The sequence below is a fragment of the Peribacillus simplex genome (genome assembly GCF_001578185.1).
In the GTDB taxonomy this organism is placed as follows: Bacteria; Bacillota; Bacilli; order Bacillales; family DSM-1321; genus Peribacillus; species Peribacillus simplex_A.
This window is the reverse complement of record NZ_CP011008.1, coordinates 984,767-1,002,863: the sequence shown is the minus strand read 5'-3', so window position 1 is coordinate 1,002,863 and position 18,097 is coordinate 984,767. Positions and strand designations below refer to the sequence as shown.

Below are 18,097 nucleotides of genomic sequence, written 5' to 3'. Positions count from 1 at the left end.
TTATTATGTAGCTGGCTTACATATACAAAATTATCATATATATTCCAATAAATGAAGTAAAGGCTCGTAATGAATAGAACCGCATCAGCGTTCATCACATCACGAGCCCGTATACCTTTTATTTTCCGCCTTTTTGATAATGCAGTTTATAAATATCATGGCGGCGGTCTTTCAATTGCCTTACAGTACCTGACTGCCGTTCTCGCCGTAAGATCTCCAAATCAACATCGCCAATCAGGACCATCTCAAGGTTCGGGCTGGTTTCTCCGACTATGCCGTCACGTGCAAATTCGAAATCCGATGGAGCGAAGATTCCCGATTGAGCATATTGGATATCCATATTTTCCGTTTGAGGCAGATTCCCCACCGTTCCGGAGATGACGGTATAAATTTGATTTTCCACAGCACGGGCCTGGGCACAATAACGAACGCGCAGATAGCCTTGCCTGTCTTCTGTACAAAATGGAGTGAATATGATTTTTGCCCCCATATCGGTAGCAATCCGGGCAAGTTCCGGAAACTCAATATCATAACAAATTTGTATCGCGATCTTCCCGCAGTCCGTATCAAAGACACGAACACGGTCACCAGCGTTGATGCCCCACCATTTTCTTTCATTCGGTGTGATGTGAATTTTATATTGCTTTTCAATCGTCCCGTCACGACGGAATAAATAAGCGATATTATAGATGTTATCATCATCTTCTTTTACGAAATGGGAACCGCCGATGATATTGACGTTATACCTTACTGCTAAAGTGGTGAACAATTCAATGTACTGCTCAGTGAAATCGGACAGTTTCCGTACAGCCAAGCTTGGTGATCTTTCATTTAAGAAAGACATCAACTGGGTAGTGAACAATTCCGGGAATACGGCAAAATCCGCATTAGCATCCGAAGCCACGTCGGTGAAATACTCAACTTGGTTCGCGAAGTCCTCGAATGAATCGATTTTACGCAGCATGTATTGTACGACGCAGATCCGCACCGGTTCGGATGTTTTATAATAACGTTTTGTTTTCGGCTGATAATCGACGTTATTCCACTCCATGAGAGTGGCATACTTATTGGATTGCAGATCATCCGGCAAGTAATTCGGATTGATCCTCATTAGCGTGAAGCCATTTAAAAGCTGGAACGAAAGGACTGGGTCATATATTTTATGCAATTGCACCTCTTTGACATATTCCCTTGGTAGCAATTCCTCCGCATGTTTATGGTAATTGGGGATCCTGCCGCCTATAATGATGCTTTTTAAATTCAATTGGGCAACAAGTTCTTTCCTTGAATCATATAGTCTTTGACCAATTTTCATCCTGCGGAATTTAGGATGGACCATGACCTCGATTCCATATAAATTATAACCGTCCGGATTATGATTCGTGATGTATCCATTATCAGTTACATCATCCCATGTATGGCGATCATCATATTCGTCAAAATTAATGATGAGGCTGGAACATGAGCCAATCACTCTACCATCATATTCAGCCACAAACTGTCCTTCTGGAAAAATCGCCAGATGGCTCTCAAGCTGATCTCGCTTCCAGGGAACCATTCCAGGAAAGCAACTCGACTGTAGAGCAATTATTTCATCTATATCTCCTAGCCTCATATTACGTATTTCCATTATTTTTTCATATTTATGCAGGTCTAAATTTGGCATTCTTCTCAGACTCCTTTAATCTCTTCCGTAAGAATTATACCCCTTATTCAAAAATTAAAACAACTGAACCTATCCAAGGTTTTCAAAATTCCATTGATAAAATCATTCTTAATGTCCCAGAAAAAGAATATATATTTTACAGACGCAGTCCATACATACTATACTTTTCATGAGAGCAAAAAGAGATGGGGAAGAGGAACCATGAACAATACAAAACGCAGTGTGGAAAACTTATGTTTGTAGCCTGGCTGCTTCCATCATTGCTTTTTCAGGAAGCTTATATTTTTCTGAAATGAAGCAATATGAACCATGCTCGCTCTGTTGGTATCAGCGGATCATCATGTATCCTTTTACAATCATTTTAGGAATTGCAATCATTCGAAAAGATTATTGGATCAGCTTTTATACCATGATACTATCCGAATCGGGTGCATTCATTTCCACTTACCATAATTTGATACAAAAGGTCTCATCCTTTCTGACCACACCCTTGCATGCTGAAGGGTTTCATGTACAGGACAATATATTAACGTATTGGGTTTAATTACTATCCCATTCCTAGCCTTGACTGCATTCGTCATTATTTTTATATGCAGTTACATCGTATGGACAAGATCCAAGGAGGTTGCAGCTTAATGAAGAAAATGGCTATAATTTTAGTAATAATCGTCGCGCTATTTGTCCTGCTCGGCGTTTTTACAAACATGAAAAAAGAAGAAAAAACAAAAGGAAATCCATACGGCAAAGATAAGCTCAAATCAGCTACTGTCGATCAGCTGGATGATCCCAATTATCAAAACTTGATCCTGCCTGAAGAATTGGAGCAGGACCTTCAAGATAATAAAGATGTGACCGTTTATTTCTATAGTCCTTCGAATTCGATCAGTCAAAAAACCACACCCGTCGTGGCACCTTTGGCAGAAAAGTTGGGAATCGATCTAGTTCAATACAACCTTTTGGAGTTTGAACAAGGCTGGAGCGATTATGGCATCAAAAAGGAGCCGACCATCGTTCACTATAAAAATGGACAGGAACAAGAACGGATCGTTGGATTTAATAAAGAGGAAACCTTCGAGAAATGGTTCGAGGACCACGATATTAATTAAGGATGAAAAAAATGAGCCGGCCCTAACGGAAATCTTCACCCGTTATAGCCGGTTCATTTTTTTTGACTTATACTAAATATTGATTGGCCACCTTGATATCCATCATCTGCATCTCATTACCCGCTTCATGATGTATATGTGAAAAATGGTCATAATAAAAAGGGAAGAATATTCCGCATTCATTCAATAGAGTGATGTTATGTTGGAACAATTCTTCAGACTTAGATTCCATCACTATAGAATCTTCTCTCTTCTGTTTATCCAATATCGACATGAGGATTTGAAGACATGTCATAACTTGAAATGCATCTCTTAATGTTGCTAAGTAAGTCAAAGAACCCTGATTCGGCTTCAAAACGCCAATCTCACGAAAATGAAGGATTTCACTTTCCGTAAAGTATTTCGGAAATACAGATTCGTAGAAACGAGAAACGAGACTCGCTATTTCTTGCTCTTGTTCTTCAGTTGAAGAAAAGACCGTCTTCACTAAAAAAACCACCTTTTTTCAGATCCGTTAGACCTATCTAATATATGTATACTCTAGGACAAGCGATTTCTTTCCCAATAGAATAACATAAAAATTGTAAAAAATATGTGGTAATTTCCACCACGAAAATCTTAGCAATAGGTCAAAGGTTATTTTTTTCATTTAACCACAACCAAACAAGGCGAAAGTAGGAATGAAATTGGAAAATTTCAATATAACTAACCAACATTTATTAATAGAAGTACTGGACAGCTGGAATGGATTAACATTGGAAAAGCTTTTTAGGGAGCGGTGGAAAGCCCCAAAGAAGTTGGTGCATGAGTGGAGGATGAGTAAAGAAGTGACAGTGAACGGCAATTCCGTCACATGGTCAACTGTCCTTACTGAAGGAGATACGGTCAGCATCCCCATGCTGGATCAAGCTGAAAATGAAACTGTTAAAACGGCAGACTTAGGAATATCCATCTTATATGAAGATGACCTGTTGTTGATAGCCAATAAACCGGCTGGGATGGATACTCACCCTTCTCTCCCAGGTGAAGCACACTCCCTCATCAATGGAGTTGCGCACCACCTTCGGCAAACCGGCCAGACCTGTATGATCAAGCATATTCATAGGCTTGATAAAGATACCACCGGTGCGGTCCTTTTTGCCAAAAACCGCCTCATTGGGTCCATGCTGGATAGAATGTTGGAAGCAAGGGAAATCAAACGGACTTACCTTGCTTTAGTCGAAGGAAACATAAAAAAGGATGAAGGCGAAATCAAAGAAAAAATTGGCCGGGACCGCCACCATGCCACGAGACGAAGGGTTTCCCCTTCAGGTCAGACCGCAGTTACCCATTACCGGGTGCTCAATCGCGATCCCAAGAAAAACTTGACGCTCGTCAGCTGTACTTTGGAAAGCGGCCGAACCCACCAGATAAGGGTACATTTCAGCCATCTGAATCACCCTTTGGCCGGAGATACCCTTTATGGAGGAAGAAGGACTTTCCCACGTCAAGCCCTGCATGCACGAAAAATCGAATTCATCCACCCCATTTCCGAGGAAAAGTTGATTATTGAAGCTCCTTTCCTGGATCGACCTGAAATATTCAATTTTCACATATAATAGAAAAACACCGTTCCATTGGAACGGTGTTTTTCATTTCAGTTTAATCTGTATCATAGACTAAATCATAAAGGTTAACTTTAAAAAAATAGCTGGCCACCTGGGCCAGCTTTATTTTGTATTTAAGATGCTTTTCTCATGCCTTTTAAGATAAGGCTTAAGATGAAAACAAATACGATTGCACCAATCAATGCTGGAACGATAGCGAAATCTGCTACTGTAGGTCCCCAGTGCCCAAGAATTAATGAACCTAACCATGCACCAACAAAACCAGCGATAATGTTGCCGATAATTCCAAATGGTACATCACGTCCAACGATCAGACCTGCTAACCAACCAATGATACCTCCGATAATTAATGACCATAAAAATCCCATAATATATTTCCTCCTTCAAATTAGTTAATTTTTAATATCTACAGCAGACTTCAAGAAACTCATCACTTCCATATTGTCATGCCCTTTTTTCAGTTCTTTTAACTTTTACATTCAAATGGTATAATGCCGATTACGCACAATATCTAATGAATGTGAATGTGTTAGTTATAAGGTAGTGTTAGCTAGCTATAGCCCTTGAGGAACTGATTGGACAATCCTCAATGTGTTAGTGAATTTTTTCTTTTTGTTTGCCGCTGTACTCATTATTTTCCCCGTTTAATTAAACTAAAACCTGATTTTTTTAAAAAATATTTGGTAACGAAAACAGGAGTATTACACCTGAAGAACGGGTATATAATATGTTTTTAACTTTGTCACATAGTTAGTATAAGCAGTAACTGTCTCAAATATGTTCATTAAGAAAAAAGAAAAAAGATGCCCCTTATCGGGACACCCTCCTTTCATTTGCAACATTCTTGCAGTACGTTCTTTAGAACAAAAGTTCATCTGGATTGCTTCCGAACCGCTCATTTTTATTCAAGGCATCTATTTGATTCATTTCGTTAAGGCTTAATGAAAAGTCAAATACCTGTGCATTTTCCTCTATACGGGACGGCGTAATCGATTTAGGTATTACGACGAGATCATTTTGCAAATGCCATCTAATTAACACTTGTGCTGAACTTTTCCCATGCTTCTTCGCTATATGATTAATTGTCGGCTCTTCCAAAAGATTTCCTCTGCCTAGGGGGCTCCATGATTCTACCTTGATTTCATGTTTTGCACAGTACTCACGAATTTCGACTTGAGTCAAAAGTGGATGTAATTCGATTTGATTGACGACCGGTTTCACTTCACTGTTTGCAAGTAAATTTTCCAAATGATGAACATGGAAATTACTTACACCGATTGATTTCACTTTTCCATCCTTATAAAGCTTTTCCAGTGCCTTCCAGGTTTCCAGATACTTATCTTTACCCGGCCAATGGATCAAGTATAAATCCAAATATTCCAAGCCAAGACGATTTAAACTATCATCAAATGCCTTGAGTGTCGTTTCGTATCCTTGCTCCGTATTCCACACTTTAGATGTAATGAACAATTTTTCACGAGGCACACCGCACTCCCGAATCGCCTGTCCAACTCCTTCTTCATTTCCATAAATGGCTGCCGTATCAATTGCACAATATCCTACTTCGATCGCTTTCTTGACGGACTCAACGGTTTCATTGCCGTTTTTAACTTTAAATACACCGAAGCCCAACTGTGGCATTTGGACTCCATTATGTAAAGTGATCATTTCCCCAATATTTGTAATCATTCAGTCATTCCCCCTTTACTTTTATTTACCAATTATACATCGACCCACCTTCTATTTCTAACCAAAAGCCTCTGGATTAAACGGGTTTCTAAAATGAAAATGAACTCCTGAATATCCATTCATTTATAACAAAATGAACAATTTCCTATTTAATCCTTCACCAAATTAAATATTTTGTAAAAAAATGACGAAACCTCTATCCTTATAGATATGAAATTCGTTACAATTGAATAGTTGATTTTAAACCAAGTAAAAAAGAAGGTGCCATCTTTAAAGAATAATCAAACGTAAAACTTCCATTCTAATTAGTGAGGAGTCGCAAGCTGTCTTGCGCCAATTTATTGGCCACAATCCATAGTTACATTACATACTTGAAATTAAGGGAGTCTTCCATGTATGAATAGCATATTCATCTTAACCGCGCTAATTATTATTTTTGCTTTGGTCTTTGACTTTATCAATGGTTTCCACGATACGGCTAACGCCATCGCTACAGCTGTATCGACCAAGGCTCTAAAACCACGTCATGCAATCATCATGGCTGCGGTCATGAATTTATTAGGGGCGCTGACGTTTACTGGTGTAGCGCATACCATTACGAAGGATATCGTTGATCCCTTCACATTAAACAATGGCTCTTATGTTATTCTTGCTGCTCTTCTTTCGGCAATAACATGGAATTTAATCACTTGGTATTTTGGCATTCCAAGCAGTTCATCCCATGCAATCATTGGTTCAATTGCGGGGGCTGCCATAGTGGCAAGTGGCTTCGATGCAATTAAATGGAGTGGATTCACTAAAATCGTCCAGGCATTGATTCTATCCCCCATCCTTGCCTTTACGCTTGGATTCATTGTATACAGTATCTTCAAGGTAGTATTCAAAAATAATAATTTAGGAAAAACCAATAAGCGATTCAGGAGAATACAAATTCTCACGGCCGCCATCCAGTCTTATACACATGGAACGAATGATGCTCAAAAATCCATGGGTATCATCACGATGGCTTTGATCGCTAACGGATATGCCTCTACCTCTGAAGTTCCTTTCTGGGTACAGTTATCCTGCGCAATAGCCATGGCGCTTGGTACATCAATCGGGGGTTGGAAAATCATCAAAACGGTTGGCGGTAAAATCATGAAAATACGGCCGGTAAATGGGGTTGCTGCAGATATAACTGGTGCAGGCATCATTTTTGGTGCCACCTTCCTGCATATGCCGGTCAGTACGACACATGTCATTTCCTCTTCCATACTTGGGGTCGGTTCTGCACACCGCATTAAAGGGGTAAAATGGGGAACAGCTAAAAGCATGTTGATCACTTGGTTCATCACCTTGCCGATTTCCGCTTCATTAGCTGGAATTATTTATTACTTCATTGCTTTATTTTTATAAAATCTTGAGTCTTTCCATATCGGAAAGGCTTTTTTCTACGCTTGCAAGTGTAACTGTTTCCCATTTTTTACTTATCCTTGTTTTTGTATGTAAAGTTTTATTAAGATTTTGTAAATTTTCGTCGAAAAACCTTCCCTGAAACTACATGAATTCGTTACAATCAATTTGTTAATACTAAGCGTACGACTAAAAAGTGCGCAAATTTGCATGACTAATTGGGAGGCTTTAACATGGCTTTTAAATCAAAAAAAGACAAATTCGCAGTAATGCTTTTCAACATCGCTCAAAACCTTAAAGAAGGTGCTGACTATTTCGCAGATTATAAACTGAAAAACATCTCCGATCTAAAAGTATTTTCAGATACGATGAAAGACTATGAGCATAAAGGCGATTCAATGGTTCATAACGTGATTAAAGAGCTGAACAATGCCTTCATCACTCCTATCGAGCGCGAGGATATCCTTGAATTAACCATGAGAATGGATGATGTCATAGACGGTTTGGAACACTGTGCCGCATTATTCGAAATGTACTCAATTGTCAATGCAGATGAGTATATGCTTAAGTTTGTGGATGCAATCAAAGAGTGTACATATGAGATTGAAATAGCTGTCGATACACTTTCCACAAAAAAATTGCCAATGATTCGTGAAAATGCAATCAAAATTAAAGATCTTGAATCCGTTTGTGACGGAATCCAACGTCAATCGATCAAAAACTTGTTTACCGTAGAAAAAGATCCAATCAGGATCATTCAATATAAAGAAATTTACGAAAGCCTTGAAGACATCGCCGATCACTGTCAAGCAGTGGCCAATACTCTTGAAACAATCATAATGAAAAACGCCTAAGGAGTACCCCAATAAATGGATACTTTATTAATTTTAACAATATTAATCGTTTTCTTTGCTTTAGCATTTGACTTCATCAATGGTTTCCATGATACAGCCAATGCAATAGCGACTGCTGTTTCAACAAAGGCCATGAAGCCTCGGCATGCCATCATCATGGCGGCCATCATGAATTTCGTCGGAGCCATGACATTTACTGGAGTGGCGAAGACAATAACGAAGGATATCGTGGATCCGTTCACGCTTCCGAATGGTTCATATGTAATATTGGCAGCTCTGCTCGCCGCAATCATATGGAATCTTCTTACCTGGTATTACGGAATACCAAGCAGTTCCTCCCACGCATTGATCGGTTCGATTGCAGGTGCTGCAATTGCTGCAGCAGGATTCGCAGGCATTAAATGGGAAGGATTCTTGAAAATTCTTCAAGCTTTGATCTTCTCCCCGTTAATTGCTTTTGCAATCGGGTTTATCGTTTACAGCATCTTTAAAGTCGTCTTTAAAAACAATAACCTGACAAAAACAAACCAAAGGTTCCGTACTATACAGATTGCTACTGCAGCACTTCAATCGTATACCCACGGAACGAACGACGCTCAAAAAGCGATGGGTATCATCACGATGGCCCTTATTGCAAATGGTTATGCAACAAGTTCAGAAATCCCCTTCTGGGTTCAATTTTCCTGTGCGGTAGCAATGGGACTTGGAACTTCCGTTGGCGGATGGAAAATCATTAAAACCGTAGGCGGCAAAATTATGAAGATCCGTCCGGTCAATGGTGTTGCTGCGGATCTAACCGGAGCCTTTATCATTTTCGGCGCGACCATAATACACATGCCAGTCAGTACCACCCATGTCATTTCATCTTCAATCCTTGGAGTTGGATCGGCCCATCGTGTAAAGGGCGTAAAATGGGGAACGGCTAAAAGAATGATCATCACATGGTTCATTACCATTCCCATCTCGGCAACATTAGCAGGTTTGATTTATCTTTTGATTAATTTCCTATTCTAATGTAAAAAAATCCCTTCCGGTTCACATCGGTAGGGATTTTCTGTTTTCATCAAAAAAAGCATCTTGTAATTTAAGGATTTATCTATGCTTATTCATAAGAAATCGTATAAAATTCAAGGAGAAGGAATTTTTTTAAGCGAGGGGCAAAATAAATATGAAGGAATTCGAAAAAAATAGAGATATTTTTAAAGACCTTTATGGAGATATGATGGAGTTTGCCGATAGAATCAGTTCTGTTTTAGGTTGCCCCATTACAATCGAGGACGGTAACCACCGCTTACTTGCATATAGCACACATGATGATACTACGGATCAGGCTCGTATAATGACCATTATCGGAAGACGTGTACCTGAAAAGGTCATCAACAGTTTATGGAAAGATGGTTTCATCCCAGCTTTATTGAAAGAAGATGCACCCATTAAAATAGGGGCCATCAATGATGTTGGTCTTGGTAACAGGGCTGCAGTTTCCATTCGGAAAAATAATGAAGTCCTTGGCTTCATTTGGGCCTTGGAAGTCAATGAACCTTTCTCCGAAGAAGATATGAAATTCCTGCAATTCGCTGCCAAGGAAGCGAAAAACCAATTACAGCAATTGCAATTGAAAAAGAAAAGGAAAGAAGCTGGGCATCAAGAATTCCTTTGGCGCATGTTGACTGGACACTACCAAGAAGAATCTGAAATAAATGAAAATTTCACGAAATTCTCCATCCATGTTCCCGTGGTTTTTTCCATTTTAGTATTCGAATTTCCTAAAGAGATCAATCGCGAAGTGGAACGCTACATTTCATACATGTTAACGACTACACAAAAGATAAACAGTTCCTTATTTGCCATTGACCATAACAAGCTCATTCTTTTCGCAGGAGCCAACCAGGAAAACAGCCCTTCTTTTTCTGCATCTATATATGATTTCATTCCTTTTTTCATACTGGAAATGAAACGGCGTTTCGGTGTTGAGCATATCCTTGGAACGGCTGGCAATATGTATAAAAACTTAATGGATGTTAAATCAAGTTACGAAGAAGCACAATACACCCTGAAAATGAAGAATATTTTCCCTGATGACATGAAGCTCATTTTACATTATGAAGAACTTGGCATGTTTCAAATGATTGAAGCGCTCGCAAGCAACAAACAGCGTCATGTTCATCCTTCCATATTGAAGCTAAAAGCATACGACATGAAAAACCAGACGGAATTGCTGCAGACACTCACTGTCTACCTAGAGAAAGACTGCAACCCAAATGAAGCTTCTAGAAATCTTCATATCCATGTGAATACATTGAATTACCGATTAAAACGAATCTCAGAAGTGGGAAACATCCGGTTAAAAGATCCCATTCAAAAAATGTCCCTGTTTCTTAACATAAAACTTAAACAATATGATGAATTTTTCAAGAAAAATCAATGATATATTCCTTGATATGGAATACTAGAAGTGTGATGAAAGGTTGATCATATGAAACTTGAAACAAAAGAAGAACTTGAAAAAGAATTAAAGATCATAGAAAAATGGGAAAAGGATCAGAAAGGGCTATGGTTTTGGGAACGGATTGGGCGAATCCCCTTCAAACTATTGGACAAATTGACACCGGATTTCATTCAGAAAAAATTGGGTGTCATGCTTGATGAAATCGGCAGCTACATTCAGAACGGTGGAAAATATCTTACGAAAGAAGCTCATATTTTAAGTAAGCTAAGGGCCAAGAATCCCGAGGTGAATATTACTGCCCTGGAAGATGTTTCAGGCATCCCCCTCCATATCATGGATAGCGTTAGTCAAGAAATTAAAAATTCAGGCAGCAAATTGGCAACGGTTCAAGGCGCCACTACCGGTATTGGTGGAATCTTCACCATAGCTATAGACATACCCCTTCTTCTCGGTATGTCGATCAAAACACTTCAGGATATCGCCATCACTTATGGCTTCAATCCCAGTGACCGCCAAGAGCGTATTTTCATAGTCAAATGTCTGCAGTTCACAACTTCGGATGTTGTCGGCAAAAGGGTCCTATTAAATGAATTGTCGAAAATGAACCTGCCTGATTCAGAAACAAAAAGGGAAATAGCATCCGAGCTGCAAGGATGGCGAGAAGTCGTTTATACATACCGTGATCAGTTTGGCTGGAAAAAGCTTCTGCAAATGGTTCCGGTTGCTGGAATTATCTTTGGTGCCCTGACCAATCGTTCCATGATTGCCGATATGGCCGATACGGGAATCATGCTTTATAAGAAAAGACGGATTTTAGAGCGCATTCAAGAGCCTATAGCAAAGAATTAGAATTCAGCGTTATATCTTCACACGTTTATGATATGAATCAAGTGCCTTGGTCCTGGTAAGTCCATCTATATTGAAACTGCATTTGTGGAATTCCACAAATACACCTTTTTCATTTTTCTGATTTCCACATACTAACTGTTTCTTTTTCCAACTATACTTGAGATACAAATAGTAAAACATATTATTGGAGGGATTAAGATGAGAATAGGAATTCCAAAAGAGATTAAAAACAATGAAAACCGTGTAGCTATCACTCCAGCTGGGGTTGTAGCATTAGTCAATGCGGGGCATGAAGTATTAATCGAAATGAACGCAGGTCTAGGAAGCAGTTTTACAAATGAATCATACCAAGAGGCTGGCGCAGTTATAGTCGAGGACGCTGCAAGCGTTTGGTCAAGCACAGAAATGATCATGAAAGTAAAAGAACCTATCTCATCTGAATATAAATATTTCCGAAAGGATTTAATCCTTTTCACATATTTGCATCTTGCGGCTGAACCGGCACTAGCTCAGGCCCTAAAAGAAAGCGGTGTCTTGGCCATTGCTTATGAAACAGTTGCAGTGAACCGCACACTTCCTTTACTGACACCAATGAGTGAAGTGGCTGGACGCATGGCTGCTCAAATCGGTGCTCAGTTCCTTGAAAAAAATAACGGTGGCAAAGGAATTCTCTTAAGCGGAGTTCCTGGAGTGAAACGTGGTAAAGTCGCTGTTGTCGGCGGAGGTATGGTTGGAACGAATGCAGCTAAAATCGCTATTGGATTAGGCGCAGATGTTACCATTCTTGACTTAAGCCCTGACCGCCTTCGTCAACTTGATGATATTTTCGGAAATGAACTGACTACACTCATCTCCAATCCTTATAATATTGCAGAAGCAGTCAAAGATGCTGATTTAGTAATCGGTGCTGTATTGATTCCAGGTGCTAAAGCTCCTAAACTCGTTACAGAAGAAATGGTTAAATCGATGTCCCCAGGATCAGTCATTGTCGATGTTGCAATCGATCAAGGCGGTATCTTTGAAACGGTTGACCACATAACAACACATGATAACCCTACTTATGTTAAACATGGAGTAGTGCATTACGCAGTAGCGAATATGCCAGGAGCGGTGCCACAAACCTCTACAGTTGCTTTAACTAACGTAACAGTACCATTTGCACTGCAAATCGCAAACAAAGGCGCAATCAAGGCAATCCTTGAAAATGACGCACTTGCAAAAGGCGTCAACGTGGCAAACGGTGAAATCACGTTCGAAGCAGTTGCAACAGACCTAGGCTACAATTACGTAAGTGTTGAAAACGCCTTAAACCCAAATAACATTAACGCTTAATAAAAAATAAGAGTCCAGACACACATCGTGTCTGGACTCTTATTTTTTTGGACGGGAATCCCCTTGAAGATGTCCCTTTTCGTACAATTTAATAAGTTGGATGTTCCTTCGTTTTGGTCAAATTATCTGGATGAAGGTCGGATTATTCTTTGCTTCGGTCGAATTATTCGGATGAAGGTCGGATTTTCCTGCCCTTTCACAAATAAAGATTAATATTATACTAATCTACCATAATAGACTATTTCTCTAATCCGCGAAAATTTTCCCAGGATTCATTATTCCTTTAGGGTCCAATGCCTGTTTGATGGTTTTCATCACTTCGTAAGCTGCGCCATGTTCCCTTCGCTGATACTTTGATTTTCCAAGGCCGACCCCATGTTCACCAGTACATGTACCGCCTTTCGTTAAAGCATATTCAACGATTTCTTCATTTAACCTCTTCGCTTCATTAACTTCCTCAGGATTATTTAGATCAATCATGAACAACACATGATAATTCCCGTCACCTACATGTCCTACAATCGCTCCCTCCACTTTTGATTGTTCGACTTTCTCCCTTGTATCCAATATGGCATTCGATAATTCATTAAGTGGCACACTTACGTCGGTCACCATCAGTTTCTTACCCGGGGCACTGTGAATGAATGCGTACGCGAGATTATGTCGGGCTTCCCATAAAGCATTCCGTGCTTTTGAATCCGTTTCAAACTGGATATCCCCACTTCCAAAATCACTTACGATTTCCTTGGCAAACTTGATGTCCTGTTCCAGTCCGGCAAAATTACCATGAAACTCCAGGAATAAAGTTGGTTTGACATCATAGGATTTGTCCATGAATTGATTAACTTTTTTTATGGACTCGGCATCAACCAATTCAATTCGTGCAATCGGGATTCCAGCAAGCATGATTCCATTAACCGCAGATACGGCCTGTTCCACGGTTGGAAATGAAGCTCTTCCTGCCATGGTGACTTCAGGAATGCCGTATACCTTTAATGTCAGTTCAGTAAATACACCTAGCGTACCTTCCGAGCCGACAAACAAGCCATTCAAATGAATGCCTGAAGATGATTTTGTCGCTAAACTTCCGGTATGGATCACTTCACCGTTTGCTAAAACCACTTCCAGATTCCTGACTTGGTCACGCATAATCCCATATTTGACCGATGTCGTCCCACTTGCATTCGTAGCTGCCATCCCTCCCATTGTTGCATCGGCGCCAGGATCGACGGAAAAGAACAAACCGTATTTTTTTAATTCTTTATTGAGCTGCGTCCTTGTCACACCTGGTTGAACCTTCACAAGGAAATCATTTTCCCTGATTTCCAATACTTGATCCATCAAGGACAAATCCAGGGAAATCCCCCCTTTGACCGGAACTACATGCCCCTCCAAACTTGATCCTAATCCAAAAGGAATGACCGGTATTTCATGCTCATTCGCATAACGCACGACTGCACTGACTTCCGCAGTATCTCTTGGGTATATGACCATATCCGGTAAATGCGGAGAATGATATGATTCGTCATGGCTGTGCTGTTCCAATAAAGTCTCATTCACCGTTACTTGTACTTCCGTCAGTATCTTCCTTAGATCCTCTATATAGCCATTCATTCTGCATCCCCCTCTTTTTCACTAAACATTCAGATAATAATATTCAAAAAAGGAGATTGCCCGCTTGGAGGCAATCCATCCTTCCTTACTTGCCGAACCCTTTCGTTTTATCCGTGCAGGCCTTCATTGCTTGTAAAATGCTGGATCTAAACTGATTCCTCTCTAAAGACGCTACTGCGGATATCGTTGAACCACCCGGGGTGCAGACATCATCCTTTAATGAGGCTGGATGTCTTTCCGTTTCAAGTACCATTTTAGCAGCTCCCATTACAGCTTGTGCTGCCATTCGGTATGCTTGTTTCCTTGGTATGCCATCACGGACCCCTCCATCTGCCAGTGCTTCGATGAACATGTATACATAAGCAGGTGAAGAACCGCTGATGGCTGGTACTGCATCCATCAAATCTTCATGCAGGATTTCCGTTTTGCCGAAGCTATTCAGCAGTGCAGTCACATCCTCTATATCAGCACCCGTAATTTCATCATTAATGCTCATAGCCGTCATGCCTTCACCGACAAGCGAAGGGGTGTTTGGCATCGTGCGGACAACCTTCACTCTTTTCCCGAAGATATTCTCAACTAGGGATATAGTGATTCCAGCTGCCATTGTAATGATCACAACATCATCTTTCACATGGTTCTTCACTTCTTCAAGCACCTGCTTATGCATGGAAGGTTGAATCCCTAGAAACAGAAAATCAGCAAAACCGGCAACCTCTTTATTCTCCAAGGTTCCTTTAACCTTATATTTCGTGGTGATTTTAGTTTTAGTTTCGACACTCGCTGTACTGACCATGATTCCATCAGGGGAAATGACCTCTGCATGCAACATGCCCTCAAGCATTGCTTCCCCCATTTTACCGCATCCAATAAACCCGATTTTTTTATTCATATCTTACACTTCCAATCATAAGTTCATCTATGTTCCTTTTTATTATATCGGATATGGTAAATGGAAACACGCTTGCGGGTATTAATCAGGAAGGATTTAGTGGGTTCTGGTCGAATTACTAAGATGATATGAATGAAATTACCTTTACCTTTAAGAACTCACTCCTTGATGCAACATTTTTTGCGAAAAAAATGTTGACTAATTGGTCACTTCAGATTTATAATTTTGACCTACCAGTCACAACCTAATAAAGGAATATAGATTAAGGAATGGAGAAATAGTATGCAAATTGAGAAAAAGGTGGTTAATACCAAGCTTGTCTTAGCAGGATTGATCATTGGAATGTTTTTCAGTTCATTGGAACAGACGATTGTCGGGACGGCAATGCCGACGATAATCGGCGAATTGAATGGTTTTACCATCTTTGCATGGGTAACGACTGCATATTTAATAGCCTCAACGACAGTTGTACCGATTGTTGGAAAGCTATCTGACTTATATGGCAGACGTTCCCTTTATCTGCTTGGCACGATCATCTTTACGATCGGTTCGTTTTTATGTGCCACTGCCACTTCGATGGAGCAATTGATCATCTACAGGGGTCTGCAGGGAATCGGCGGCGGAATGATCATGCCCTTGTCCCAAACGATAATCGGCGATATATTCTCTGCGGAACAAAGGGCCAAATGGCAAGGTGTATTTGGAGCCCTTTTTGGTTTAAGTTCTGTCATTGGTCCTTTTCTGGGCGGCCTGATCGTTGACCATATCAGCTGGCATTGGATCTTTCTAATCAATGTACCGACGGGCTTGCTATCTGCCATATTGATTTATGTCGGGTTGAAACATGAAGGCATACGAAAAACAGAGAAAGTGAATATCGATTATCTAGGCATTTTCACCTTGATTCCTGGTATTGTCCTCTTACTGCTAGGCTTGACTTTCGGTGGTGATAAGTTCGAATGGGTATCACTGGAGTCTCTCTTGATTTTCGGCAGCACCATTGTCTTCATTACCCTATTCATCTTTTTTGAAAGAAAAGCAGTTGAACCGATTCTTGATTTATCCCTTTTTAAAAATAGAGTATTTGCCACCACAAGTATTTTGGGATTCCTGCTGGGCCTCGGGATGTTCGGGGCAATCATGTTCGTCCCGCTGTTCATGCAAGGGATTCTTGGAGTTTCACCAACAAAAGCAGGGTCGACAATGACTCCGATGATGATCGGTTTGATTCTTTCCAGCGTCGTTGGCGGGCGATTACTGTTGAAATTCCGTTTTCGAACAGTGCTTACCTATGGAATGGCCATTGCGACGCTAGGCTTCTTCCTAATGAGTACGATGGACGGTAGTACGACCATTTTCACTGCGTACTCATTCATGGCTATCCTTGGGATCGGTATGGGTCTTGTCATGCCGACATTGATGATTGCCGTTCAAAATGAATTTCCAAAATCACAGCTAGGGTCGGTTACAGCGGCTTCGACCTTCTTCCGATCAATAGGAGGAACGATGGGCATCACGGTTTTGAATGCCGTCATGAATCATAATCTCCAGCAAAATATGGATGATGCGGTCGTTAGCCAAAGGAACCCTGTATTGCATGAGGCATTGAAAGCACTAGCCGATAAAACGGATAAGTTATTCAACCTCATGCTTTACCCTGAAAACCTTAAAATGCCGGCGGAAGTCAGTAATATCCTTATAAAAACGATTGAAAATGCTTGGATCGGTGCATTTTCCAGTGTTTTCGTCACAGGTATCTTTTTTGTTTCCGCCGGAATATTAGTGGCACTTTCCGTGGGTTCGGGCCGAATAAAAAGAGATCAAGAAACCGAAAAGGAAATAGGTTAAAAATATGCTCTGGACCGGCTGATTATATCAGCCGGCCTTTTTAATTCCCGCATTCCCATGTTTCTTTTTCATCGATAAGGGAAATTTACCTGTAAGAGACTAAATGGAGTGATACTATGAACAAGATAAACCATTCAATTTTGCCTGCGGATTTTTATAATCAGCCTACGCTTGAACTGGCAAAATCCCTGCTTGGCTGCCTGATTGTAAAAGAAACTGCGGATGGAACCGCTTCTGGATTCATTGTTGAAACAGAGGCTTATATGGGACCGGTGGACAGGGCCGCACATAGTTTTGGAAATAGAAGGACTAAACGGACGGAAGTGATGTTCGGTGAGTCCGGTTTAATTTATACATACGTCATGCACACACATACACTGGTCAATGTTGTAAGCGGCGGGCCTGAAAATCCGGAGGCCATTTTGATTCGCGCTTTGGAACCCTATTCAGGGCTTGAGTTAATGCAGGAAAGACGCGGAATAGCCGATATACGTAAATGGACGGATGGACCTGGAAAGCTAACCAAGGCACTTGGCATCACCATGGCTGATTATGGTCGGTCCTTTACTGATCCTCCTCTATATCTTGCAGCCGGAAAGCAACCCGAACACATTTCTAGCGGGCCCCGCGTCGGAATTGATAACTCCGGGGAAGCAAAAGATTATCCGTGGCGTTTTTGGGTTACCGACAATCCGTTTATCTCTCGCAAGAACCTAATTAAAAAAGGATGACAGGAAAAATCACGGTGATGATATCTCCTCTAAGTGAACGGTGAAAAAGGCTACAGGTATTCTGTGGA

General features: G+C 40.6%; 17 protein-coding genes. 11 read left to right on the top strand and 6 right to left on the bottom strand.

Annotated elements, in window-relative coordinates; all coding sequences use genetic code 11:
• Positions 1–118: 118 nt before the first annotated feature.
• On the bottom strand, positions 119–1,666 hold the full coding sequence (locus UP17_RS04665) for a carbon-nitrogen hydrolase family protein (protein ID WP_061461865.1): 1,548 nt from the start codon (positions 1,664–1,666) through the stop codon (positions 119–121).
• Positions 1,667–1,958: 292 nt separating this feature from the next.
• Between UP17_RS04665 and UP17_RS29455 the strand changes: the two genes are divergently transcribed.
• Both UP17_RS29455 and UP17_RS04655 read left to right on the top strand, forming a co-directional pair.
• Positions 1,959–2,210: a disulfide bond formation protein B gene (locus UP17_RS29455; protein ID WP_289320923.1), complete on the top strand. Its 252-nt coding sequence runs from the start codon at positions 1,959–1,961 to the stop codon at positions 2,208–2,210.
• A 91-nt stretch (positions 2,211–2,301) separates the two neighbouring features.
• Complete coding sequence (locus UP17_RS04655) at positions 2,302–2,772, top strand: thioredoxin family protein (RefSeq protein WP_061461864.1); 471 nt, start codon at positions 2,302–2,304, stop codon at positions 2,770–2,772.
• A 67-nt stretch (positions 2,773–2,839) separates the two neighbouring features.
• Here UP17_RS04655 and UP17_RS04650 read toward each other — a convergent pair whose 3' ends face one another.
• Positions 2,840–3,259 carry a DUF5365 family protein gene (locus tag UP17_RS04650; RefSeq protein WP_061461863.1) on the bottom strand — a complete coding sequence of 140 codons (420 nt, stop codon included), beginning with the start codon at positions 3,257–3,259 and terminating at the stop codon, positions 2,840–2,842.
• Between the two features lie 193 nt (positions 3,260–3,452).
• Between UP17_RS04650 and UP17_RS04645 the strand changes: the two genes are divergently transcribed.
• Positions 3,453–4,370 carry an RluA family pseudouridine synthase gene (locus tag UP17_RS04645; RefSeq protein ID WP_061461862.1) on the top strand — a complete coding sequence of 306 codons (918 nt, stop codon included), beginning with the start codon at positions 3,453–3,455 and terminating at the stop codon, positions 4,368–4,370.
• A 122-nt stretch (positions 4,371–4,492) separates the two neighbouring features.
• Here the strand turns inward: UP17_RS04645 and UP17_RS04640 are convergent, their stop codons facing one another.
• Positions 4,493–4,747: a GlsB/YeaQ/YmgE family stress response membrane protein gene (locus tag UP17_RS04640; protein ID WP_176432049.1), complete on the bottom strand. Its 255-nt coding sequence runs from the start codon at positions 4,745–4,747 to the stop codon at positions 4,493–4,495.
• Between the two features lie 490 nt (positions 4,748–5,237).
• Positions 5,238–6,068 (bottom strand): aldo/keto reductase, encoded by an 831-nt coding sequence (locus UP17_RS04635; RefSeq protein WP_081108702.1) that lies wholly within the window; start codon positions 6,066–6,068, stop codon positions 5,238–5,240.
• Positions 6,069–6,464: 396 nt separating this feature from the next.
• Here UP17_RS04635 and UP17_RS04630 point away from each other — a divergent pair, with 396 nt between their 5' ends.
• From UP17_RS04630 to ald, 6 genes are all read left to right on the top strand, one after another.
• Positions 6,465–7,463, top strand: a complete 999-nt coding sequence (locus tag UP17_RS04630; protein ID WP_061461860.1) for an inorganic phosphate transporter — start codon at positions 6,465–6,467, stop codon at positions 7,461–7,463.
• Between the two features lie 230 nt (positions 7,464–7,693).
• On the top strand, positions 7,694–8,314 hold the full coding sequence (locus UP17_RS04625; RefSeq protein ID WP_061461859.1) for a DUF47 domain-containing protein: 621 nt from the start codon (positions 7,694–7,696) through the stop codon (positions 8,312–8,314).
• 15 nt (positions 8,315–8,329) lie between these two features.
• Entirely contained in the window at positions 8,330–9,328 is a 999-nt protein-coding gene (locus UP17_RS04620; protein ID WP_061461858.1) for an inorganic phosphate transporter, read from the top strand.
• A 154-nt stretch (positions 9,329–9,482) separates the two neighbouring features.
• Positions 9,483–10,742, top strand: a complete 1,260-nt coding sequence (locus tag UP17_RS04615) for a PucR family transcriptional regulator (RefSeq protein ID WP_061461857.1) — start codon at positions 9,483–9,485, stop codon at positions 10,740–10,742.
• Between the two features lie 48 nt (positions 10,743–10,790).
• The gene (locus UP17_RS04610) at positions 10,791–11,612 is read left to right on the top strand and encodes an EcsC family protein (RefSeq protein WP_061461856.1); all 822 of its coding nucleotides are present in this window, start codon (positions 10,791–10,793) and stop codon (positions 11,610–11,612) included.
• Positions 11,613–11,810: 198 nt separating this feature from the next.
• The gene (gene ald / locus UP17_RS04605) at positions 11,811–12,944 is read left to right on the top strand and encodes an alanine dehydrogenase (protein WP_061461855.1); all 1,134 of its coding nucleotides are present in this window, start codon (positions 11,811–11,813) and stop codon (positions 12,942–12,944) included.
• A 246-nt stretch (positions 12,945–13,190) separates the two neighbouring features.
• Here the strand turns inward: ald and UP17_RS04600 are convergent, their stop codons facing one another.
• Positions 13,191–14,558 carry an FAD-binding oxidoreductase gene (locus tag UP17_RS04600; RefSeq protein WP_061461854.1) on the bottom strand — a complete coding sequence of 456 codons (1,368 nt, stop codon included), beginning with the start codon at positions 14,556–14,558 and terminating at the stop codon, positions 13,191–13,193.
• An 85-nt stretch (positions 14,559–14,643) separates the two neighbouring features.
• The gene (gene proC / locus UP17_RS04595) at positions 14,644–15,450 is read right to left on the bottom strand and encodes a pyrroline-5-carboxylate reductase (protein WP_061461853.1); all 807 of its coding nucleotides are present in this window, start codon (positions 15,448–15,450) and stop codon (positions 14,644–14,646) included.
• A 282-nt stretch (positions 15,451–15,732) separates the two neighbouring features.
• On the opposite strand from proC, the gene UP17_RS04590 reads away from it, so the two are divergent.
• Complete coding sequence (locus tag UP17_RS04590; RefSeq protein WP_061461852.1) at positions 15,733–17,298, top strand: MDR family MFS transporter; 1,566 nt, start codon at positions 15,733–15,735, stop codon at positions 17,296–17,298.
• 116 nt (positions 17,299–17,414) lie between these two features.
• Positions 17,415–18,029, top strand: coding sequence for a DNA-3-methyladenine glycosylase (locus UP17_RS04585; protein WP_061461851.1), 615 nt, complete (start codon positions 17,415–17,417; stop codon positions 18,027–18,029).
• Positions 18,030–18,097 lie beyond the last annotated feature (68 nt).